The organism is Mucilaginibacter sp. P4_A11, from assembly GCF_056402535.1.
Genome location: NZ_JBFUHE010000008.1, coordinates 257,866 through 281,184, shown reverse-complemented (window position 1 = coordinate 281,184; position 23,319 = coordinate 257,866). Strand labels below are relative to the sequence as shown.

The window sequence follows — 23,319 nt, the reverse complement described above, 5'->3', positions numbered from 1 at the left end:
GCCATTCGTATGACAGGAAGGAACAATTCAAATTGATAAAAATGAAGGTCAATTCCCACCCACTGTTTTTTTATTTAATGCTGATAATGGTCACTGCCCTATCATGCAAAAAGGAAAATGTGACTTCTGATAGCCTTTCTTCCAGCCGGCGATGGATATTGGATAGTATGCGAGTATATTATTACTGGAATGAAACTTTGCCCAGCAACCCATCAGAGAATAAGTCGGCCACATCATTTTTTAAAAGCCTGCTAAATAGTGTCGACAGGTTTTCATACCTTGATGATCCTGACGAGGTAAAAACAGAATACTCCTCATTTGGATATTACGGGTTTGATTATGCCTTATTAACTAATGCCACTGCACCCCAGTCACTAATAGCTACAGTAACATTGATGGTGCCCGGCAGTGCAGCCGACAAAGCGGGATTAAAACGGGGCGACTTTTTTACTGCTGTTAATGATATTACCATTAACAGTACTACCAGCAGCAATGTACAGCATATTTTTAAACAGGGTGGTAATATCAAGCTACAATTGGCCCAATTACATGACGGCGCTTTTATCAGCGCCGGAACAATTAACCTCTCTACACTTTATTTTACCGAACAGCCGGTATATCTTACCAAAACATTCGGCCTGGCCGGTAAAAAGACAGGCTATATTTTTTATGATGCTTTTAACGGCGTATTTGATCGTAATATGCTCGATTCATTATCAAAACTGGGAGCAGCCGGAATTTCAAACCTCGTTATTGATCTTCGTTATAACCCCGGTGGTGACGTTTCTTCGGCCGCTAAAATAGCAGGGTTATTAACCAACACCGAGGCAAACCAAACGTTTGCCATATACCAGGCCAACAAAAACGGAGGCCGGAGCAGCCGCACTTTTCAGCAAACCATGCTTGAAAACGATTATCAACCGCAATCATTTTCAGAAATTAAAAACAGGCGCCTGTCCCTCGAAAAAATAATAGTGTTAACCACAGCCGCAACTGCTTCATCGGCCGAGTTACTGATTAATACCTTAAAGCCCTATACTTCGGTGATACAAATAGGGCAAAAAACCATAGGTAAAGATATGGCCAGTTTTTCGATTACCGATGAACGTAAGCCAGCCCTTGTAAACCTGGTACTTCATCCGCTTGTGTTTAAGCTGTACAATGCCAGGGGAGATGGAGATTACAGCAGCGGCCTGGTACCCGATTATCAGGCTGATGAATTTACCGGGCTCCCGCTTAAACAATTTGGAGATCCCGCAGATCCTTTACTGAATGAGGCACTTAAATTGACAGGTAATTTAACCACATCAACAGTTACAAAAAATAAAATGGCACTAAACACGGCCGCAACTACAATACTAACGTACCATTCGGCACAAGAGCGGGCTTCCCATGCTGCGCCGGTTAATGTTCATCATGTTAAACAATAGCAAGTCCCCTTGATGTACTGCCGCAGATTGCTGTTCCATGGCAATTTTAACCATCCCCTTTCAATTCGAAGGTCTTACCACCTAAAAAGGATCAGCCAATTGGCAGGGCAGATTATAGAAGAAATATACTTAAAGTCAAAAACCGCCCGCTGTTACCAAGCAACAGCGGGCGGTGCCGTTTAAGGATTTACTTAAGTGATAATAATACCAAACTTTTCAAAAGCCTGGCTAATGATTTGGAAAAGTTTGCAGATGGCTTCCTTCTGCTCATTTTCGGAGCTTCAATCAAGATTTTAAAAGCAGGTTATCATTTGTATATGCAAATCAATATCAGAAATAATGGCAACCAGAGAGCCCCTAATTTAACATATAGTAGCATATTAAAGCTATTTCGCCGGTTTAATTAGTATCGGTTACAATTAACACAAGCCACGTAATCGCTCCATATATGGCTAAACCTCCTAATACTGCGATTAAACCTAATATCATTAAATGCGGATTATGGAATGAATAGGCTTCTTCTTTAGTTTGCGACATGATAATTAATCTAAAATGAAAACAAAGATTGATGAGGTATTATCATTACTGGCTTATAATCCGAAGAAATGTTTTCCTAAAATAAATAAAACATATTGAATAACAAACCGGGACAATTAAACTGTCCCGGTTCATAAACTATTACATCGCTTTTTTTATTTCAGGAAAATCTTCCTCACTGCATTATTGCTCATATCTATAAAATAGATATTGCCCTGCCTGTCTACAGTGATATCTCCTAACGAGCCTGATTTGGCCTGGTTGAATGCGCCATCAACATTGGTACCTGCTGAGAATTGTAACACGGTGGTAACCTCCCTGGTGGCGATATTTATTTTACGGATCGCCTTATTAATGTAATCAGATACATAAATAGTACCGGCACGATCAGATACCAATCCGTTTATAGCACTGAACGCGGCTGCCATCCCTATGCCATCAGCAAAACCGTAATTTGAGCCAACCCATCTATTTAAAGAACTATTGGTAAGCAGGTTATAACTATCAAGATAATTCCCCTCGTTACTCACCTTATATAAATAACCATTATATGGAGCAGGGCGTGAATCATCCTGCGAAGCGATAATACTCACAGCCGAGCGGGTGCCCTCTTTATCTATTCGCCATGCGCCGTTAAAACTCCCCATCACATAAAGGATCCCGGTTTCATCAAACGCCAATTTATTGATGGTTCCTAAATTACTCACGAAAGTGCTTACCATGCCCTGCGGCGTTATTTTACGAACCTTAGTACCATCGCTAACATAAAGGTTATCGTTTTCGTCGATATCCATGCCGGGGTTGGTACTTAGGTTAAACAAAGCTTTATCGCCCTGGCCTTCTACATAGCCTCTTTCGCCTGTTGGGCTGCCTGCAAATAAGGTAACTGTGCCATTCGTGGCTATCTTCTTAATACGGCTTTGCTCCACCTCTATCACAAAAACATTGCCTTTGCTATCCACAGCCAAACTACCTGAGCGGTACGAGGCCAGGGTTAATGAAGTGTTTCCAGGCCCACCGGCAATTGTTATCACGCCGGCACGTTTAAAGTCGGCCGGAGCGAGTGCTTCAACTCCATCGGTTACCACCTTTACCGGGCCTGTTGATAAACCTTGCGGTGCAATTACCTCCAGGCTGGAGGCTGTGGCGCTTACCACGGTAGCGGCTACGCCATTAAAGGTTACCTTGTTCATACTTGCGGTAGTATTAAAGCCTAAGCCGCTGATGATAACATGTGTACCTGCCAAACCATTTTCCGGGCTCAAAGAGGTAATACCTACCGATTGATCTTTAAAATCAGGCCCTTGCACCGTTTGATCGTTTACACTTAAAATCACTTTGCCGTTACCTGTGCCACCGGGAATGGTCAAGGTTAGTTTTGTAGCCGTGGCTGCCGTAACCGGGATTGTTATGCCATTGATGGTTACCTTATTTTCATCCGGTATGGCACTAAATGTTGTTCCCGCTATGGTCATTACTGTTTTTGCAGGCCCGCTTAACGGAGTAACTGTTTGAATAACCGGCGGCGGCACTGCGGTAAACACCGGACCAACAATTTTTTGCCCGTTAATGGTTACCGATAGCGGCCCGGTTTGTACCGCATCAGGAGCAACTACTATAATATGATCAACATCAGCTTCCTTCACTACTGCTTGCTTACCATTAAAATCGATAGTGTTACCCACAATGGTATTTTCAAAGCCACTGCCGTTAATACGCACAATTGTACCCTTACCACCGGTAAGCGGTTTTATGGTATTGATGACCTGGTATTTGAAGCTTTGCCCGGTAACATTTTTACCATTAACAGTAATCTTTACCGGTCCTGTGCCAACGTTGGCAGGCACTTCAACAACCAAAAGGGTGTCTGAAGCACTTACTATCTGCGTGGTTTTCCCGTTAATGGTAACTACAGCAGGCCCGGTGGCGCTACTGAAGCCCGAACCTGATACACGCACATGCGCGCCGGCAGTACCGTTGATGGGGCTTATTTTACGGATGCTCAAATCCTGGTAAGTGTACTTGCCTACAGTTAGCGATGCGTTATCCAGCTTTAAGGCTATATCCCCGCTGCTACCACCTTTAGGTGCCCTTACAACCATTTCGGTAGTCGTAACGCTTACTACATCCGCACTTGTACCGGCAAACGTAGCTGATATACTGCCGCTAAAGCCGCTGCCTGCAACGGTAACAAGTGTACCTTCGCCACCGCTGTTAGGGTAATACTCTGTAACTTTGGGCTGGGGCGTTACGCCTTTATCCTTATCTTTTTTACAGGCACCCAGCATAATCACCATAAGGCAACACACCATGCTGAAAAACCTGATACTATATTTTTTCATGTTGTTGATTTTTTAAATTCCTGGTTTAGAATGTATATCGTGCGCCCAATTGCATTTGTGTTCTGGAACCATAGTAGTCAATACTGTAAGGTTTACCCGGTGTACTGAACTGGTATAGCGGATACCCGCCCACGTTTTGCTGCGGAGGGAATAAAACCGGGGTTAGGCCCACACTGGCGGTAGAGTTAAATGTATTTGGCGAAAAGTACTGAACGCCCCAGCTTTTATTGATCAGGTTGGTGAGGTTCATTACATCTGCCGTGATAGTGAAAAACTGCTTTTTATCAGCGTTTAAGTAGATATCATGGGCGATATGCAGATCGGCCTGGACATTCCATGGTGTGCGGCCTTTGTTACGCTCGGTAAAATTGCCCCTCCTGCTGTTCAGGTAGCTGTCTTTATCAATATAAGCGTTAAACGCTGTAGCCTGCTGCACCGCGGTGCCTGCTGTTGGGCTATCCTGGAAAAAGCGGATGGCTTCATCCCTTGTTGGGATATAAACTAAACTAACCTGCTGCGGCAAACCCTGCACGCTATTATTAACTACACCATAGCTGAACGGACTGCCTGATTGCGCGCTGAAAAACAAGGAAACGTTGGTATGGCCAGCCTTAACCCAATTTTTATTATAACCGATATTGGCAACAATCCTGTGCCTGATATCGAAGTTACTGTTAGCTAAAGTTGGGTTATTAGGAACCAGCGACTGGTTTAACTGCCAGTTTGATTCCATAGAGTTACGTACCCCGTTTGAAAGATCTTTTGATTGACCGAAGGTATATGATATCGAAGCCTGCAACTGGTTGGCAATGGTTTTACTTACCGTTGCGCTTAAGCTATAGCGATAACCTTTATTGGTATTGCTCAGCAAATAAGTATTTGAAAAACGCTGATCGACAGTGCCGCTGTAAATAGGTTGCTGACGATTTTTATCGTACGGATAATATGTTGGGTTATCCAATACGTTCAATTGTTGAAACAGTACATCCTTAATGTTTTTAGTGTAGATAGCCTCAACGGTAAACTTCCACTGGTCGGCAGTAGTGTAATCGCCGGCTAAGCTGGTGCGTAATACCTGTGGCATCACAAAATTATTATCAACCAAATCAACCTGAGTTTTGCCGCTGTTGGGGTTATTGATTACCGCGCCGTTGGCCTGGATAAAATCGGCAATGCCATTCGGGCCTCCTTTTAGCGGGTTACTGCCTGGCACAAAAGGTTTCTGATCGGCCTTTTGATCAAATGCGCCATAGCTGTTACCAGTGTTGTAATAGGCATAAGCCAGCCAGGCCATAGGGATGCGGCCGGTAAACAAGCCAGCACCACCACGCAAAATCAGGCTTTGATCGCCAAACCAATCATACCTAAAACCGATACGGGGTGATACCTGCACCTTGTTTAAAAAGTTATTGGTAATTTTTTTAAGCGGCGTGTAAGTGTAGGTCGTACCAAAATTGGGATCATCCAGCGCGGTACGGGTTTTATCGCCTAAAAACGGCATTTCGGGCAAATAGGTCATATCAGCACGTAAACCGGGGATCACCTTAAATTTATCCGATACCGTGATCTCGTCTTGAACGTAGGCGCTGTACATGTTCACATCAAATTTAGCACCCGGATTATTAAGGATATAATCACGGTTGTTATTGGTGTAATTGTATGCGCCGCGTACCCGGTAAGGGTTATTGTTCAGGTAATCGTCAATGCTGTTATAATCAACACGGCCGTTCCATGCGTTTACAAAGCCGTAGGTAATTTTATAAAACTCGTTATGGGTACCTACGGTAAAGCGGTGGTTACCAGCCGTCCAGTTCAGGTTAGCGGTAAGTTCAAGCGTGCGTTGCTTCATATCAAATATGCTGGCTTCGCGATCGGTACCTAAATAAATGGTGGTACCCGGCGTGCGGCCCATAATTTGCACCTGCGGCAGGCTCGGGTCACTTGATGGATCTCTCGAATCATTTACCATGGTGTACCCTACCAGTAAATTACCCGACAACGTGTTGCTTAACCTGCTTTTAAGCTCGGCAACGGTTGAGCTCTGGTTATTTTTCTGTAGATAAGCCATACTGCTGAACCTGAAATCCTGCTGATCACGATCCATAATGGTAGCTTTTGATAAGATGGTATTATTGCGTACCACCAGCTGATTTTTATCGTCGATATTCCAATCCAACCTGTTAAAAAATTTAACAGATCGTGCGTAAGTGTTAAAGTTACCGGCAGTACCCGCATTAAACGGCGTAGCATCGGCAATGGCTTTGGCATCGGCAACACTCAAGATCTGGCTGGTTTCTGCCTGACCTGCCAATAACTGAGCAGGGTCCTGCCTGCGGGCTATCTCCTCGTTGGTAAAAAAGAATAGTTTATTTTTAATAATAGGAAAGCCCAGCCTGATACCTGTTTGGTAATCGTAAAAATCGCTATTCATTTTGCCCAGCGTGCCTACCCTATCGTTACCGGTTAGCGCGGCGTTACGGCCAAAACCATATACCGAACCGCTTACAGTATTGGTACCGCTGCGGGTTACGGCGTTTACCGAACCACCTGTAAAATTGCCTATCTTCACGTCAAACGGGGCCAGGTAAACCTGCATATCCTCAATAGCATCCAGCGATATAGGGTTGGTGCGGGTTGAACTTCCGGCCATACCGGAAGTACCAGACTGTCCGCCCAATGAAGGACTAAAACCGATAGCATCATTATTGATAGCACCATCAATAGTTACGTTGTTGTACCGGAAGTTACTGCCGCCAAAACTATTATCCTTACTGCCTTGCGGTACCAACCTGGTGATATCGGTAATGCTGCGCGATACGGTAGGCATATTGCGCACCTGCGTTGCGCTGATATTTTTACCCGAGCCATAAGTACTGGCCTGCGCACTTTTTTGGGTGGATTTAATTACAACTTCACCAAGCTGCTTTGATGCATCTGCCAGCGAAAAGTTAACCTCATAAGCAGCACCGAGCCTGATGGTAATATCTTCCTTTTTCTGCGAAGCCATACTTACCATGGTCGCCTCAACACTGTAAGGGCCGCCTATGCGTAAGTTGTTAAGATAAAAGCGGCCGTCCTTATTAGCGGCAGAAGCATAACGGGTTCCTGACGGCAAGTGCACTGCCGTAATGGTAGCGCCCGGCAAAGCCATTCCCGAAGCATCAGTTACCGAACCGCTTATGGCACCGCTTGTTTCCTGCGCGCTTACCACAAAGGGCGATAGCAGCAACAGGAGTAAAAAGATCCTTTTGAATATTTTGTATATCGTCATCTCTGTAAAGTCTTTTTTGAGTTATACTTATTGGGTAATTTTAAGCGCACCGTTTATGGTGTGTAAAACGCCGTTCCCGGTTAATACATCCTGTTTAGTTGTCTGTACGGTTGATGTATTTCCGCTTCCCTTTAAGTTGATACTGTAAATTGTGCCCCCCTGTCCGGAAGTGGATGATATGGTTATCGCTATAGAATTTCCATCCTGCATGGTCTGCTCGGTTTTGTTAGATGCGCCGGCGCTTAAAACATAATCGTAAACAAACCGCCTGTCGTTCAGGACATGGTATCGTAAAAATGTTTTCAGGGTGTTAGGATCGGCCTGGTTAATGGCGGCTAAAGTTGGATAACCGTACGAAATCATGGCCGCATTACCGGGTGCGAAAATGGTGTAAGGGCCGCCGCTTTGTAACGAAGTGACCAGCCCCGCCCGCTGAAGTGCCTGATAAAATAAACTCAGGTTTTTATCGGATGCTATGGCGTCGGTAATTTGCTCATAAGTATACGGTTCAAGCATCCGGTCAATCACCTGGATCAATCCGTTGCTCGCCTTTATATTTTGCGATAGCACCCTCGCGCCGTTTATGGTAAGTACGGTATCGGCACCGTTTATCCAATGGGTAACAAAAAGCTTACCCCCGTTTGATGATTTCAACTCCTGGTTAAAAAGAAACGGAAGTTTGTTCAGTTCATACTCGCCATTAAGGATGTGGTAATTAAGTATCGATGAGATGCGTGCCGGGGCCTCACTCAAAACCGCTTCTGAGCTTCCGTAGCCTCCCCGTGCAAAAGCATCATCTGATGGGGTGATCACCGTAAAAGGCCCATTACCCGCCAATTTTGCGCGTAAGCTAACAGCTGTTAAACCGGTGTTAAAAACCGAAAGGTTAAAGTTATCGGCAATAATATCACTTAACTTATTACCGCCTTGGTTCGCTTTTTCCTGCTTATCTTTTTTGCAGCTGCCCATAGTAAGGGCAAGCAAAAGCAATAGCATATATTTATAAGCTTTCATTAATTTTTTGTTTAGATGTGTGTTACCAGCGTTTAAAACTTAAAGTTTTTTGGCACCATAAAATGATCAACTACATGTATTGGCCCCATCAGCGTATTGATATCCGGCTCAATGATCTTTGCCGCCGGGTGGTTTGAGCCTTTTACATTCACGGTAATGGCACCGTTCTGCTTACCAAAATCAAGCGGCATCGGATAAATTGGGTAAGTGCCATTCGAACCCGAGGTTACTACTGTATAATTACCCAGTAAAGCATTGGTCAAATCAGGCGTGTAAAAATTGAGGGCATTGATATCTCCACGGCCATAGTTTACATCATAAAAGGAAAACATAGTACCCCAGCGGTGATAGCCCACCAAAGTATCGGTAGCAAGGCCACCCACTACCGAATAAGTATCCCAATCAACAGTAGGGAGCGGGTTGCGGTCGTTCAGTTTCATTACGTCATCAACCGTTTGGAAACCGGCAGCATGAAAAACCTCATCAGGAATAGCAAATAATGATGAAAAGGTTAGGTTATAATTGGCATAATAAGGTAAAAGCACCAAGCCCTGCGTAAAATCGTGAACAACAATACCAAAGGTTAACTCGTTATATAAAGCATCGTTTTGTAAACCAAGCTCGATGTACATTCCAAAACGGCCGTCATCCTGTAAGGCTTGCAGCAAGGTTTTGGTTGGTTTGTGCAAAACATGGTCTATTGGCCACAGCAAGCCGTCTTTAGCTTCGGTTGGTGTTAGCTTACCGCAGGCCTTGCCGTTAACCAATAAAGTCCTGTCCTCAACTTTGATGTATTGCAGATATGAATAAATATCGAATGTGGTTGCCCCAGTGGCCCCGGCCGCCGGCGCAACCTTCAGGTATGGGTTTTGCAACAACGACAAGCCTTTAAAGCTATCCTTCCTGGTTTTGATATCATCTAAACTTATGCCGGATGATATGGTGTGGTATAACAGGATACTATCCAGCAAAGCGGGTGTGGTTTTGTTGATCACATCAAGCGTTAAACCATCTGCAATAAAAGCGGCATCTGTTGGCACCAGCAAAGTGAAGGGGGCTTTGCTCCCTTTAGCTTTTATAATGCTGTTCATATCGCTGCGTTCCCAGGCGGCTTTGAACAGGGTATAAGGCGATGTGGCCAACGCCTCCTTCAAGGTAATTGTAATGTCTGTATGCGGGATAGCCGCACCTTCGGGTACAGGCATAAATTCGGCCTTCCTGCACGACACTATGCTTAGCGTGAGCAGGCAAAACGCAATAATTTTCATCAGTTTCATAGCTATAAATCTTTAATATCTATCAATGTTTTAAAGCCTGTTCGGGCAATAGCAGCAAGCCTTGCATATCATGAACAAGCCCGTTATCTGTCAGGTTATCCGTTAAAGCCGGTGTGGATGTTGCACCAGGGTAGGTATCATAAGGATAAGTAAGTGCCGATTGCAAATGCGCTCCGTATGTAACTGCTCCTGTAAAGAAATCCCTGGTGCTGCCTATAATGAAATACCAGCTGTCATTTTCCAGCTGCCCGTTGTAAGTGGGCTCATTGTTGATAATGTTAAACACACTATAATCGGAGATAAAAAAGTGTTTGTTATTCAGTATATAACTCCCAAATAACCTTTCGCCCGAGTAGATTGCAGGATCTAAATCGGCCACTGAAACTTCAGTGATACCATTTGCTTCAAATGCACTGTTTTGCGGGGCGAATACCGTAAATGGCCCTGTACCCGAAAGCTTATCCCAAAAACCAAACTTTTTAAGGCCGCTTACAAAAATGCTGTATTGCGGGCGTTTAGCCAGCCAATCCTGCACGGTACTATTGGGCGTAACCTTCATTACTTTATTGAGTACATGAACAACCCCATTGGCCACGGTAACATCCTTTCGCGTTACCGACGATCCGTTGAAATACAGTTCATTGGCAGGGTAAGCGCTGTTATTAGGCGCATAACTTGCCAGGGTGGCGTAAACATCGGTTCCGGCGAGGGTATGGTAACGGATATCAACCCCGTTAACCGGCACCTGGTTAAAATTTAACTGCTGATCAAGTATGTGACGTTGTACCAGGGCCTTTAAGCTATCGGTATTCATCTTATCAAAATCAGATGCCCGGTTGATGCCTATCTCATTAAAGGCCAAATTAGCTGGCACAAGCAGTGTAAATGGCCCTTTGCCGCGTAACGTTTCGGCCATGCCTGATTTTTCTACCGCTGCCGAAAAGAGCGTGAGGTCATAATTATTCTTTACAAAATCAGTTGCCAGCCTGAAGTTTTCGTTCGGTTTAGCAATTTCCAGGTCATCGTGCTTGCAGGCGCTGAACAACAGCATCAGCAGCGCGGGGATGAGCGGCAACAAGTTTCTTATCGGTTTTCTATTTTTCATTTAGACTATGTTTTTGATAGCTGATTGCCTTGGTTAATAAATTGGAGGGGCGTATTTACGCTGCACTGTGGTGAGATAAATATTGCCGTTAACTATCTCGATGGTATTAACCGTGGCAAACGAGCGCGGGTTATAAATGCCCGATGGGATATTCACGATCATATTGGGCAGCAGCGCACTGTTATCTTTACCCTTTACAGCGGTTTTACCTGCCAGCAGACATTCTACCGGTGCCCAGTTTCCATCAGTTTGAGACTGAAAAGGATAATACGGGTTGTTGGCCGGATGCATGCCCGGTGCCATAAAATCAAGGTGCTGCCATATAGTAGTATGTATGCCATCCGATGCTCCGTCGGCAAAAAGAGGGAAGCTGTAATATGGGGTTACCTGCAGTACTTCTGAGTTACGGATAAGTGTACCTAAAAACTTTTGTGTGTAACCTGTTAATGGCGATGCGGCTGAAGGTTCGGTTTTATATAGCGTGTAAAAGATATTCATGTTATCCTTTACCCCGTTTTGCAGCGCCCCCGATTTTTTATAACCAGTTTTAAGGCTGTTATCAGCTTCCTGGAAACCCTTGGCGCTCATGTTATAGAAGTTAACATACACCATCGAATCGGACAGGGGCAGCTTATGAAAGTTTTCCTGCCTCAGGTAAATGCCGTTCTTTTTGGATATAAAATCTTTTTGCAGTACATGCAGGGTATACACCTCTTTGGCGTCAAGCGTTAGCGTAGTATCTATCAGCACACTTTTCTTTAACCGCGGTTCGAGGTCAAAAAACGGCGTGTTGTTAACCGGCCTGAACATGAATACAACGCGATGCTTGCCTGATGGGATCTGCGCCCAGCTGCTCAGGTCAAAACCGTTCAGTACAGGCCCAACCAATACATTTTCCTTACCGGGATATTCCGGGTTTTTATAGGAAATGCTTGTGCCCACATGCGATGGATACGGCGGAGCATAAGGATCGCGTTGATCCAGGAAATCGCCTTTAATGGCGGCGCTTACCGGCATCCCGTCCTGACCGGTCTGTGGGTCAATCAGCATCGTCAGAAAGGGAACCGGTTCGTCTTTGTTTTCAAGTGATATGGTATAGTTCAGGTTATTAAATACCCGTAAATAGGCGGGGCTATCTATCTTTCTATATTCTACCTTGCTACAGCCCGAAGCTAAAAGCAGCAGGGCCAAAGCACTCATTATTGTAGATTGTAATCTTGATCGTAGCATAATTTTTTATTTGCTGTGTTTTACAATGATCATTTTTGCTTTATCTGCCGCGGATGCCTGCGCGCCGGTTTTACCAATAAGGGCTATCGTATAAAAACCGGCCTCATGGTTTGGCAAAACTCCTTTTACATACAGTGCCGGACGGGCAATAAGGTCTTTACTGTTAATCACGGGGATATCGCTGGCCCAGGTACCCGGAACCACCGTAGGTTTAGAACGGAATGCCATGATCTGGTAAGGTTTTGCATCAAAACCAACACGGATGTAAGGAAACTCAACAGGAACTTTGCCGGGTTGCAGATTAGTCACCGCGCCTGTATCAAATCCATATTGGCTAACAAAATCCTGCGCATTATCGGTAGTGAGTGTTAAGTAAGGAATATCGGGACTCAGGTTCAGGAAACGCATGCTGAATGAAAACTCGTTACTGTAGCGGGCATAAGTAGCGTCATCGGTAGCATTGGTTACCAAAGTTCCGCTCAGGTCATTTGCTACCGCAGCCAAGGCAGGTTTACCATCAGCACCGGGGTTTAACCAAAGTGTATAATTACTGTTAGCCTCGGCTTTAACTTTTGTACTTGCCAAAACGGTTCCGGAAGCATTTACTGCCTGGATATCGTACTGCCCGATTATAAAAGTATCGTAATCGGTATGTGCAGTGTAATCAATAGCTGCACCTAATGTTTTGCCGTTTACCAATATTTTAACACCATTTACTCCAGGTAGGGTATTCACGGCCTGCATCCTGAAATAGGTAACGTTAACCGGTTCGCTGATATCAGCTATCAGCCTTACGCTGTTTTGGTGTGCCTTCACAGTCTCACCTGTTGTGGTGCCCGGCGACGGAACATTATATGGCCTTGGCGTAACCACCATGGTGTAAACACCACCCGGCGCATAAGTTTTAATAGGGATATAGCTAAGTCCCGGTGCACCTTCAATAGTTGAATTGGCAGGATTTAGCACTAAAGTTGATTCATAGCCCGGTACTTGCGCGCCACTGGTGGTGAGCACCTTAATTTGAGCCGTTGTATAAGGCAGATCAATATATTCAGAATACTGACCGGGAGCTATATTGCTGGTTTGGGTACTAATGGGCGTACCGTCGGCCCAGGTTAAAGTTAACGGGCTAACCAGGTTCTCCAAACGCGAATCATCTGTGGGGGTTCCGCTAAGATTAAGTAATCTTATCTTAAAATGCGAGGCATCAGCAGCCGGGGCAATTGAACGCGGCACTTTTAAGTAAGCAGGCAAACCGGTAACCTGCATGTAAGCCTGAGAAGGAAGCAGGTAATAATCAACCGGTTGCTGCGCGTTCTCCTGCACATTAAATTCAACTTTGGTTGGCGTTTCCTGGTAACCGCTTGTTTCGGCTATAAATTTTGCTGACCCATTATTTAAAATCGCTTGCGGGATACCCCAGGTGGTGCTAAGCCTGCCATTGGTTGGAAAATATTTGGTAGCCGGGTAACTATCATACAAGGGGCCATTCTTGTCCCTTATTAAATAATTTGTTAACGTATCGCCGTTAGCCTGCAACTGGTTGTAGCTGCCAAGATTAACAATACGCACAGTAGAGTTTTTGCGTGCATCGGTAACAGCCCGGTTATCAATTACAGTATCGAACTTGGCTTTTTTGCAGGAAGCTGATACCAGCATTAAAGCCAAACATGCCGCTAATACCGGATTGCATAAATATTTATTCAGTTTTTTCATGGTTACAATAAGTTATAGGTGAAACCAAGCATGATCTCGCTGCCGCGCTGATAGCTGCGGTTAATGTATTCGCCGCCATACCATTTGCCGCCGGTACCGGGGTTGGCATAAACGGTTTTCACAGCCGGATTAATCAAGTTTTTGATGTAACCTTTAAACAGTATTTTACGGTTTAAACGCTGGCTGAACACAAAATCCAACACCGGCACGGGGCGGGTATACAGGTCGGGTTCGCCGGTTAGGTTTATCTGCACCAGGCGCTCGCCTACCATATTGAATGTGCCGGTAAAAGTGGTACCCCAGCGTTTACTGGTATAGTTTAACCACCCGTTAACCGAGTATGGGGCCTGCTCAAACAGTGGACTATTATCGGGCGAGTGACGATCGATAGAGCGGTTAGCCTCCAACCGTTGGGCTGATTTTTTAATATCGCTTTGCGCCAGCATCAAGTTGGAGCCGATGAAAAAATTATTTAAAGGGCTCCATAATTTGCCCAGATCTTTAACAATCTCTACTTCCAATCCCCATACCTTACCTGTGTTAGGGTCGTTTTCAAACCGGATGGTTGGGTATTCGGGATAAGTAGCTGCAAGACCGCTGGTTTGCAGGCTGAACACTTTGTACAATTGATTTTTTATCCGCTTGCCGAATAGTGAAAAAGAGAGCACCTCGCCTGCCGCGGGGAAATATTCCCATCTGAAATCGAGATTTTGGGTTGATTGATTGATCAAATTAGGGTTACCAACAACCAAACCGCCCTGAAAAGCATCGAACTCAAATACATTGGTGATTTCCCTTAATTCGGGACGGGCGAGCGTGGTATTAAAACCGGCCCTAAAATTCATGTTTTCCTTATAGTTATAAGTCATATTTAACGAGTAAAATGGCTTATAGCTTTGTTTATATACCGAGTTAGGGTTGGTTAATGAAAGAGGAATGTGCGAGCCGTCCGGGCGGGTTGTGGTTAATGCCGGATCAAGAAAAACGCCCGAAGTATCAACCGCCGACTGGATATTTGTTGATTCGAACCTTACGCCGCCTGTAACCCTCAAATCTTCGGTAAGCTTCATATCAAGCATGGCATAACCTGCCTTGGTTTCAAAGAAGCCTTTGTAGTTGTTAGGTGATTTTTGGCTGTTGTATAAAAAGCCGCCAATAGGTGCTGCGCCTTCTCCCGTTCCGGAGGCTGTTGGGTGGATACCTATTACTTCTGAGCTTACCAAACGATCGAGATTGCCTTCCACCCTGTACAACGACTGCGCTCCTAAAGAGGAAAAATTCGATCCCGGTAAAAACAGAACGTTCTCTGTAAATACGCGGTCGCGGTTTAGGTAGTTTACACCAATTTTAAATTCCTGTTTTTTACCTAAAAATTTAAAAGGCAGGGTCAAATCGGCCTTGTAGTTGTAGTTTGTTTCGGATAGGTTGCGGTAGCGGCGACCGTTAGGCTCGGCCTGGATAATGCCGTAAGCACCAAAACCATTTACATAACCTGATGATAGCGCGTATAAATGATTGGTATAAACCGACCCGGGATTCGTATTTGTAGAACCTACTGTTGGGTCTGCAATGTAGGCTCCTCCCCTTGGCGTATAATCGGCAAGGTTTACGAAACGATAATCGGGATCATTCTGACCGGCTTTTGATGTGGCTACGTTATAACTTAAACGCGGCGAATAAACACCCTTTAAAAACTTGTGCTCACCCTGTAAGTTAAACGTGTTCAGCTTGCGGTACGATTGCTTTAATGAGTAAACCGTACTTTTTACTTCGCCAGGCAAACCAGTGTAATCATACTTACCATTTAAGTTATAAGCCTGCGTTTCGCCACCCCAGCTACCAAGGTATTGCATGCTGATCTCGTGCTGCGGGCTGAAACGATAGGTTAATCCCAGTAAGCCACCATAGTTAAGGGTTTGGGTACCGGTATTTTCTTTATAAGTTTGATACCTGCCCATGTAAAGGTTATTGGGCGTGATATAGTTAGGAATATTACGCGGACTATAAACCTGCGGGTTACCGGTAATTACGCCCTGGTATATGCTGTATTGCTGCACATCACCGCCAGAGATATCAGTAGTGCGGCTGTAATAGTTTACACCGGCAATTACGCCAAGCTTGTGCTTTTTAAACAGCGTATAGCTATTACCAAATGATGCCGAATACAACTGGTTAAGCGGCGCCTGCTTATAACGGGTAGTTAAAACTGGATCAAAACCCTGCATAATGCCGTTAATGCGGTTTACCTCCTGCCGGGTTTCGGCACTATAGCCGCTATTGGCTATCATTTTTTGAATTTGCGACAGGCCACCTTTGTACTTAGTACCCAGATCAAGGAAATCTTTGCTCAGATCTTTTTTATTGATCTTTTGGCCCAAGAAACCCATATCGCTGTTATAAAAGCTATTGAACTGTCCGCCTACACCAATATTTGAGTTAAAACCCGATTGGGCCGCAACTTCAAACACCATACTGTCAGGTACCGATTTAGTTTTCAGTTCCACAATACCTGCCGCGGCATCGGCCGGCTTATCGGGGGTTACAGTCTTAAAAATTGTGATGTTATCCAGTAACGATGCCGGTACCAAATCGAGCGGGATAGCGCTGCGGTCGGGGTCAGACGAAGCCAGGCGGATGCCGTTCAACTGGCCGATCACGCTCCTGTCGCCCAGGCCGCGGATAGCTACATATTTATCATCAGTAACCGTTACGCCCGATACCCTTTGCAGAGCCTGAGTAGTGGTGATACTGGCAGTACGCTCAATTTGCGCAGCCGAGATAGCATCCTGCACAATGGCGGCTTTCTTTCTTTCGGCCAGTACAGAAATTTCAGTGTTGGTTCTTCTCCTTGCCTGTACGGTTACCTCGCTCAGTTGGGTTGACGATGCTTTCAGAGTGATGGTCAGCTCACGATCCTGCGGGCCAACCTTTACTTCCTTAGTTTGATAGCCGATATAACTTAATACCAGCGTTGCCCCGCCTTCGGGCAGGGTTATTTTAAAGCGCCCGTTCGCATCTGTAGCTACGGCGGCACCGGTGGTTTTTACTCTAACCGCAACACCTATCAGCGTTTCGCCGTTTTTTTCATCTTTTACGGTACCGGTTATAACCAGGGGTACAGGCTTGTTGCCTATTACAACATATCCTTCCACCAGTTTGTACTCCAAACCGGTATGTGCTAACAGGTTATTCAATGCGTTCCTTACCGAAATATGTTCGGCAACCAGGGTCACATTCTTTTTTTCGGCATCCATAGTTTGCTCCTGGAAGGAGAACCTGATATTGCCTTGTTTGCCTATAACTGTCAGGCCTTCTGCCACGCTCACATTTTTTAACTGTAAGCTTATCTGGCGATCAAGGTTCTGACTTTTCACATTGCTTGCCATCAGCATACCTATAAAAGTGAGCCTGACAACAATGAGCACAAAAGAGCATTTCATAAAAAATCGGATTGAAGGATATTCTTTTAATCCTTTTTGCATATTTTTGAGCATAATGAAGTTATTCGCCCCGAGGCGATGATCTGTTAAATGGCCATACCTGTTCAAGGTATGGGTTATTTATCTAAACCGCGGGAGGTCGAAAATCACACGGTTTATAAGCATTACGCGTTCCCGGCCTGTGGCAGGGGACGTTTTTTGTTTGTACAAATAGGTTACATATCCTGTCCTTTCGTTAGCGTGTATTTATTACCTGAATCATTGTTAATTGACATTTACCTCCTGGCCGGATATGATAAAATTGAATTGAGCGGTTGCCGCCAGCACTTTCATAATTTTATTTAATGGCATATCGGCCTGTAAGGCAACAGATATTTTTTTATTGGCGATGGCCGGCTTACGGTATAGGATTTTCACATTATACCAGCGCTCAAGTATTGAGGTAACATCCTTCAGGCTGCGGTTATGAAATGAAAGCAATGCATTTTTCCAGTCGCTCACCTCGGTAGCCAACACCGCCGAAGTAATTGCCTGGCTGTTATTGTAGGTAACCATCTGGCCGGGTATCAGCACAGCTAATGATGTAATTTTGTTCCCCTTTACATCATCAACCCTAACCTTACCGGTGGCAACAGAAACTGACAAAGGCTGATCTTTAAAGGCATCTATTTTGAATGAAGTGCCCAATACCCGGGTTTGCACGGTACCCGTATGAATGATGAATGGTTTATGCGGATTTTTAGTTACCTGGAAAAAGGCTTCGCCCTCTAATGAAATTTCGCGGGTATTATTTGCAAACTTATCGGGATAATGCAATCTGCTGCCTGCCCCAAGATAAACTTCCGAGCTATCGGGCAGCACAATTTTTGATCGCTGGCCTAAGGGGTTCACCTGCTCGTGAAAAGCTATTTGTTCTTTTACCGGTACTTTACGAAAACGCGTTATACCATAAATAGCTGCACCCAGTATAAACACTGTCCAGATAGCGACGTGGCGCAGGTAACCTCTTTTAAAAATAGATACAACACGTGGTGTTGGTTCCGGAACCTCATCCTGCGTTTGTTGTTGCAGTTTTTGATAAAAAAGATTGAGCTTATCCTCAAGATGGGGCTGGTCGATATTTTCCTCAGGAATAAGGCCTGTTCCCTGCTCTTCCAGCACCTCGTCAAAAAGCTGCTGTGATTCGGGTTTTGAAATAAACTCCCGGATATCTGCCAATTCTTCGGGAGTATGTTGACCGGAAATGTATTTCCTGATAAGTGATTTTATTTTCTCTTCTGATTGCATTTAAATGGGCTCTCAAAATAGAAAACACCATTTAGCGGATGCACCACCTATCGGTTTTGAAAAAAATTAAAAAAAAGATGCGATGGCGATAAGCATCACCGTCAGGTCGGCATGTTCGCTTAATTCGCGGCGTAATATGCGCAAGGTAATCACCATATAATTTTCGATGGTATTAACCGAAAGACCTGTCTCTTCGGCTATCTGCGCGTAGGTCATGTTCCGTTCCCGGCTCATTCTGAAAATTTTTTGGCGTTGTGGGCTAAGCTCATTTAGCTTTTGATGATAGATCTTTTCCAGCTCAACGTATTTTAGTTTGTCATCAGTTGCGCCGCCAACAGGGGTATCCTGTAAGGTTAACAGATCGATAGGAATGGTGCTCAGGATTTTTTTGCGGTAGTAGTTATAAATGGCGTTTTTGATGGAGCGAAAGAGGTACGAACGAAGATCTGTTTCTATAATCAGATCACCTTTTTTTTGCCAAAGCCTTAGCATCACATCTAAGGTAAGTTCCTCGGCTATTTCCCTGTCTGGTACATTTTTCAGGGCGTAGTTAAAAACAGGGTCATGATAGCGTTTAAACAGGATATCGTAAGCACTGGTATTGCCGCCCTGATATTCATCCCACAATAAACGATCTGAAAAATCCTTAATTACCTTCGTCATGCTTAACCAAACAAACCCCGGCAAAAATAAACAGGCTTGCCCCCTCATCACATTAACTCAATATTAAGTTATCGTTCTATTTATATCAGTAAAGTATACAAGGCCGGGTGGATATCCAATAATCGCATCAACCCGGCTGTATTATTATTTGCTTAAAGTAGTTTCATAAAGAACCCTGCCTTCATCATTAATGGCGTTTACCCTAAGTTTATTGGCATTGATAGAAAAATACATAAACCCATGCTCAGAAGCCTGGAAACGGCAATAAGGGATGCCCGCGGTAACCTCAGTAAGTTCAGAGCCTGCACCGGATATAAACTGATGTGTATACCCATCAGCTTTTAAATGTTGCAGCGAATGTTCGTGCCCGGATAAATAAACATCAACCTTATGTTTTTCGAAGATGCCGGATAACGCTTTCCTGATAGCAAGCGTATCATAGTTTTTAATCCTTGGGCCAACCGTGTAACAAGGATGGTGACCAATAACAATTTTCCACTTTACATCGGCAGATGCTTTAGCAAGCGTGTCATCTATCCACTGCAATTGTTTTTTGGGTTGACGTTCTTCAAAATCATAAACAATAGGTTGGGTATCTATGAATACAAACAATACTTTTCCATCCACCTTATTGATGTTTACTTCTTTACTGTAGTACAATGCCGGCATATTCCAACGACGGCTTATTTTGCTGTAACGCACTTGCGCATCCGGATCGGTGCCGTAATCATGATTACCCAAAACAGGATACCAGTCATCTTGCAAAGAGTGCGCTGTATAAACATTTTCGAAAGAGTAATGCCAAAGGGGATCGTTTTCACTTACAACGCCTTTGGGATAAAAGTTATCACCTACCGAAATAATGAATTTATTGGCATGCGTAGCTGCCCATTTCCCCATCTGGTCGGCTACCTCTTTTTGATGATATTCGCCGTTACGGCCCCAATCGCCAATGGCCACAAAATTGAGGGGGTAATTTTCATCAGCAACAACGGCACCTGATAGGTCGTCACTTTCCAGGTGTGTTTCCCTGCTGCCTGCCAGTGTTTCAAGCGGGGCTATAATTGACGCGCCCAGGGCTGTTAAAGCCGTTCCTTTCACAAAATCTCTTCTTTTCATATCTATGATTTTTTATTGATAAGCTGATTGGGCTTACCTTTTCTCTTAATCAAATCAAACGCGTCGGCAATTTCCCCGGTGGCCAGGTATGCTTTAAATTGCAGCGTATCGCCATCAATGTTTATGGTTTGATAAACCTGGGTATGGTTAATGATGATATCAGCCCAATCCATCGGCTCGGTCTCGTACATTTTTGAACCGCTTACCGATACTACGTAAGCCGTGTGCGAAGTATCATTAGGGCCACCATTGGTTAACTTTATTTTACTCATGCCGCGAGCATAAGCGTGGTCATGCCCCTGCAATACAAGATCCACTCCGTACTGATCAAATATGGGTTTCAAATGCCCGCGTGATGTTTTGTTATCCCGCCCTTTTTTTGTTGAGTACATAGGATGGTGCATAACCACACATGTCCATTGCTGGCGGTTTTGTTTCAATACATTGTGTAACCAGGTTACCTGCCGTTGTATGCAATCATCAGATGGGGCTTCTTCAATCATTTGGGTATTGAGCGAGATAAACCTTACACCTTGTATGTCGGTATAATAGCAGCTTCCTTTCAAAAACTCATCATCAGGACCATTGGTGGGCAGGCTAAATTGCTCGTTCCAATAAACAGAAAGGTGGGGCTTACCATCCTCGTGGGTATATTCGTGATTACCGGGTGTCATTAAAGCAGGCATACCGGCATGGATGTAATTACCGGCGGCAAACCAGTCGCCCCATTCATCATCTTTATTGGCACGATTTACCAGATCGCCGGCGTGGATCATTAACTGCGCGTTGGGCGCGGTGGCGTAAGCTTTGCGGATAACACGGCTCCATAATGGTTTGATGCCCACCTGCGCATCGCCGAGGTAAATAAAGCTTAGCCTGGCTTTTTCAAGATTGGCCTTGGCTGTACGGAACTGGAACCACTCGCTCCTGTTTTCGCCATATCCAACCCGGTAGGCATATAAGGTATCCGGTTGGAGATCATTTAAAGTAACCCGATGGTTAACAAAACTGATCTCTTCAAAGCTGAACTTTTTTGAAACAGCATTTACCGTTTTAGCTTTCGATACAAATTCCGGATGTGCATCGGCTATTGTATATTCAACCGAATTTACTTCGGATGTTATCGCGGTACGCCAATTAATGGTAATGCTAACAGCTGGATTTTCTGTTATGGTTAGTAGTACACGGTCGGGTATTTCAGTGGCGGAGTAGTTTGTCAGTTCGGCACCTCTGCTTAATAACTTAACCGGCGATGCGATAACAGGCAATAGCGCCCCCATTTTCAAGGTGCGGCCAATGAAACTCCTTCTTGCTATTTTGCTCATAAAACATTGGTAAAAGGATACAAGACAGCAAGGTTCATTAGCCTGCCGTCCGTATCCTTATTGATTTGTTATGTAGTGTTAGGGGATAATTTTATTTTAGATACCACATTTTGGTATTGATATCGTCGGCGCCAAATACAGCTATAGCTGCACGATAACTGTCGTTGTTTACGTTTGGCTCGCTGGTTGGCCAGCAATACCTCACCGGAAATTTCGGCTGGAATGCCATCGGCCCCGCTACAAACTCCGGGAAGCCGGTGCGGCGAAAATCAAACCAACCTTCAGAGCCACGGAACAACATTGCCAGCCATTTTTGGATGATCAACTGCTTTTGCGTACCATCGTACTTTACCAGCGGCAAATCATAATAAGCCTGGCTCGCAGCCTGTGCTTTAACACCGTAATAATCCATCGAGGCCTCGATGCCATCATGATACAATGACTCGGCTGTTTTTGAAGGGATGGTTACTTTGCCTGTTTGCGCGGCTTCGGCCAATATGAAACATATTTCGGGGTAGATCATTAAGCTGGCTTTCAAACCAGTAGCCTTATCCTGCCTGAAAAATGAGGATAATACCGATTGATGGGTTTCACCGCCATTATAATCTGCCGGGTTAGCCAACGCGTGAGGTACACCCACATACTGGTTATGATCAACCGTTGAACCTGCGGTTGAAGCAACGGGTGCTACCCAGACTGCCAAACGCGGGTCATTACGGGCAATGAGGGCGTCAACCATTTCTTTACTTGCTTTGGTTTTGGCAAAGTCGGCATCGATCATGTTTTTCGCGCCACCAGGCCAGCTGTCGTCTTTTTTAACGCCCTGGTAAATTACCTCGGCATTATCAGTATTAGCGGTGAAAATCGGGTACAGATCGCTGTTGTTAATGATCTCCTGCATATCTGTAAATGCCTTTGCGTAAACTTTTGAGCAACGCAGCAATAATCTCAAACGCAATGAGTTGGCTAATTTTCTCCATTGCAAAGCTTTGCCTGCATATAAAGCATCGGCGCTTGCATCAATACCGGTACCGGCGGTACGCAGCTGCTCGTTGGCATCTTTAAGTAACTGGAGCAGGCTCATGTAAATATCCTGCTGTTTATCATAAGCCGGTTTGATATTACCTGTACTTACCGATTGCAGCGCCTGCGAATAAGGCACATCGCCATACAAATCGGTTAGATACGATATATTAAAAGCCATCAAAATATTACCCGTAGCTACATAAACAGGTTGATCTGTGGTGGTAGCCTCCTGCTGCATCGTTTTGATGATCATGGCGCGCTGGTAAATGTCGTTCCAATCAACGGCTGTCCACCTGAAAGTTTCGTAGTCGTTATTACGTACCAGGGTGATATACCTGCCCAAGGCTGCCGGGCGGCGATCGAATGCGTTTTCCTGGTAGGCATAAGCGGTTTGTGTAATAGCCTCGGTGAAATGGTATTCAGGACGGGTTGACGACGGGCTATTATTATTGGTATTGATCTTTTGAAAATCTTTGGTGCATGATGTAAAAAACATCGCGCCAATTGCTAAATATAAAAGGGAATAAGCTTTCATGT

The 23,319-nt window shown here is 44.7% G+C and carries 14 protein-coding genes; 1 reads left to right on the top strand and 13 read right to left on the bottom strand.

Translation table 11 applies throughout. The annotated features are described in order from the left end of the window. Nucleotides 1-41: 41 nt before the first annotated feature. Nucleotides 42-1,430, top strand: coding sequence for a S41 family peptidase (locus AC1DUD_RS17570; protein WP_477376654.1), 1,389 nt, complete (start codon nt 42-44; stop codon nt 1,428-1,430). Nucleotides 1,431-2,122: 692 nt separating this feature from the next. Here AC1DUD_RS17570 and AC1DUD_RS17565 read toward each other — a convergent pair. From AC1DUD_RS17565 to AC1DUD_RS17505, 13 genes are all read right to left on the bottom strand, one after another. Next, nucleotides 2,123-4,309, bottom strand: a complete 2,187-nt coding sequence (locus AC1DUD_RS17565) for an IPT/TIG domain-containing protein (RefSeq protein ID WP_477376652.1) — start codon at nt 4,307-4,309, stop codon at nt 2,123-2,125. A gap of 25 nt (nt 4,310-4,334) precedes the next feature. Then, nucleotides 4,335-7,580, bottom strand: coding sequence for a TonB-dependent receptor (locus tag AC1DUD_RS17560; RefSeq protein ID WP_477376650.1), 3,246 nt, complete (start codon nt 7,578-7,580; stop codon nt 4,335-4,337). Between the two features lie 27 nt (nt 7,581-7,607). After that, complete coding sequence (locus AC1DUD_RS17555) at nt 7,608-8,594, bottom strand: fasciclin domain-containing protein (RefSeq protein WP_477376648.1); 987 nt, start codon at nt 8,592-8,594, stop codon at nt 7,608-7,610. Nucleotides 8,595-8,626: 32 nt separating this feature from the next. Beyond that, on the bottom strand, nt 8,627-9,871 hold the full coding sequence (locus AC1DUD_RS17550) for a fasciclin domain-containing protein (RefSeq protein ID WP_477376646.1): 1,245 nt from the start codon (nt 9,869-9,871) through the stop codon (nt 8,627-8,629). Nucleotides 9,872-9,893: 22 nt separating this feature from the next. After that, nucleotides 9,894-10,976, bottom strand: a complete 1,083-nt coding sequence (locus AC1DUD_RS17545) for a fasciclin domain-containing protein (RefSeq protein WP_477376644.1) — start codon at nt 10,974-10,976, stop codon at nt 9,894-9,896. 33 nt (nt 10,977-11,009) lie between these two features. Then, nucleotides 11,010-12,176: a hypothetical protein gene (locus tag AC1DUD_RS17540; protein ID WP_477376642.1), complete on the bottom strand. Its 1,167-nt coding sequence runs from the start codon at nt 12,174-12,176 to the stop codon at nt 11,010-11,012. Nucleotides 12,177-12,212: 36 nt separating this feature from the next. Next, nucleotides 12,213-13,922, bottom strand: coding sequence for a DUF4397 domain-containing protein (locus AC1DUD_RS17535; RefSeq protein WP_477376640.1), 1,710 nt, complete (start codon nt 13,920-13,922; stop codon nt 12,213-12,215). 2 nt (nt 13,923-13,924) lie between these two features. Then, the gene (locus AC1DUD_RS17530) at nt 13,925-17,362 is read right to left on the bottom strand and encodes a TonB-dependent receptor (protein ID WP_477376638.1); all 3,438 of its coding nucleotides are present in this window, start codon (nt 17,360-17,362) and stop codon (nt 13,925-13,927) included. Nucleotides 17,363-17,626: 264 nt separating this feature from the next. Continuing rightward, on the bottom strand, nt 17,627-18,649 hold the full coding sequence (locus AC1DUD_RS17525; protein WP_477376636.1) for a FecR family protein: 1,023 nt from the start codon (nt 18,647-18,649) through the stop codon (nt 17,627-17,629). Nucleotides 18,650-18,715: 66 nt separating this feature from the next. Then, a complete protein-coding gene (locus tag AC1DUD_RS17520; protein WP_477376634.1) occupies nt 18,716-19,312 on the bottom strand; it encodes an RNA polymerase sigma-70 factor in 597 nt (198 codons plus the stop codon). A 144-nt stretch (nt 19,313-19,456) separates the two neighbouring features. Beyond that, on the bottom strand, nt 19,457-20,431 hold the full coding sequence (locus AC1DUD_RS17515; protein ID WP_477376632.1) for a purple acid phosphatase family protein: 975 nt from the start codon (nt 20,429-20,431) through the stop codon (nt 19,457-19,459). 2 nt (nt 20,432-20,433) lie between these two features. Continuing rightward, the gene (locus tag AC1DUD_RS17510) at nt 20,434-21,756 is read right to left on the bottom strand and encodes a purple acid phosphatase family protein (RefSeq protein ID WP_477376630.1); all 1,323 of its coding nucleotides are present in this window, start codon (nt 21,754-21,756) and stop codon (nt 20,434-20,436) included. A 91-nt stretch (nt 21,757-21,847) separates the two neighbouring features. Continuing rightward, entirely contained in the window at nt 21,848-23,317 is a 1,470-nt protein-coding gene (locus tag AC1DUD_RS17505) for a SusD/RagB family nutrient-binding outer membrane lipoprotein (RefSeq protein WP_477376628.1), read from the bottom strand. Between the last annotated feature and the right edge of the window lie 2 nt (nt 23,318-23,319).

What these genes read in the sequence shown, in the direction of transcription:
- AC1DUD_RS17570 (WP_477376654.1), top strand. Translation starts at nt 42, where the DNA reads ATGAAGGTCAATTCCCACCCACTGTTTTTTTATTTAATGCTGATAATG.
- AC1DUD_RS17565 (WP_477376652.1), bottom strand. Translation starts at nt 4,309, where the DNA reads ATGAAAAAATATAGTATCAGGTTTTTCAGCATGGTGTGTTGCCTTATG.
- AC1DUD_RS17560 (WP_477376650.1), bottom strand. Translation starts at nt 7,580, where the DNA reads ATGACGATATACAAAATATTCAAAAGGATCTTTTTACTCCTGTTGCTG.
- AC1DUD_RS17555 (WP_477376648.1), bottom strand. Translation starts at nt 8,594, where the DNA reads ATGAAAGCTTATAAATATATGCTATTGCTTTTGCTTGCCCTTACTATG.
- AC1DUD_RS17550 (WP_477376646.1), bottom strand. Translation starts at nt 9,871, where the DNA reads ATGAAACTGATGAAAATTATTGCGTTTTGCCTGCTCACGCTAAGCATA.
- AC1DUD_RS17545 (WP_477376644.1), bottom strand. Translation starts at nt 10,976, where the DNA reads ATGAAAAATAGAAAACCGATAAGAAACTTGTTGCCGCTCATCCCCGCG.
- AC1DUD_RS17540 (WP_477376642.1), bottom strand. Translation starts at nt 12,176, where the DNA reads ATGAGTGCTTTGGCCCTGCTGCTTTTAGCTTCGGGCTGTAGCAAGGTA.
- AC1DUD_RS17535 (WP_477376640.1), bottom strand. Translation starts at nt 13,922, where the DNA reads ATGAAAAAACTGAATAAATATTTATGCAATCCGGTATTAGCGGCATGT.
- AC1DUD_RS17530 (WP_477376638.1), bottom strand. Translation starts at nt 17,362, where the DNA reads ATGAAATGCTCTTTTGTGCTCATTGTTGTCAGGCTCACTTTTATAGGT.
- AC1DUD_RS17525 (WP_477376636.1), bottom strand. Translation starts at nt 18,649, where the DNA reads ATGCAATCAGAAGAGAAAATAAAATCACTTATCAGGAAATACATTTCC.
- AC1DUD_RS17520 (WP_477376634.1), bottom strand. Translation starts at nt 19,312, where the DNA reads ATGACGAAGGTAATTAAGGATTTTTCAGATCGTTTATTGTGGGATGAA.
- AC1DUD_RS17515 (WP_477376632.1), bottom strand. Translation starts at nt 20,431, where the DNA reads ATGAAAAGAAGAGATTTTGTGAAAGGAACGGCTTTAACAGCCCTGGGC.
- AC1DUD_RS17510 (WP_477376630.1), bottom strand. Translation starts at nt 21,756, where the DNA reads ATGAGCAAAATAGCAAGAAGGAGTTTCATTGGCCGCACCTTGAAAATG.
- AC1DUD_RS17505 (WP_477376628.1), bottom strand. Translation starts at nt 23,317, where the DNA reads ATGAAAGCTTATTCCCTTTTATATTTAGCAATTGGCGCGATGTTTTTT.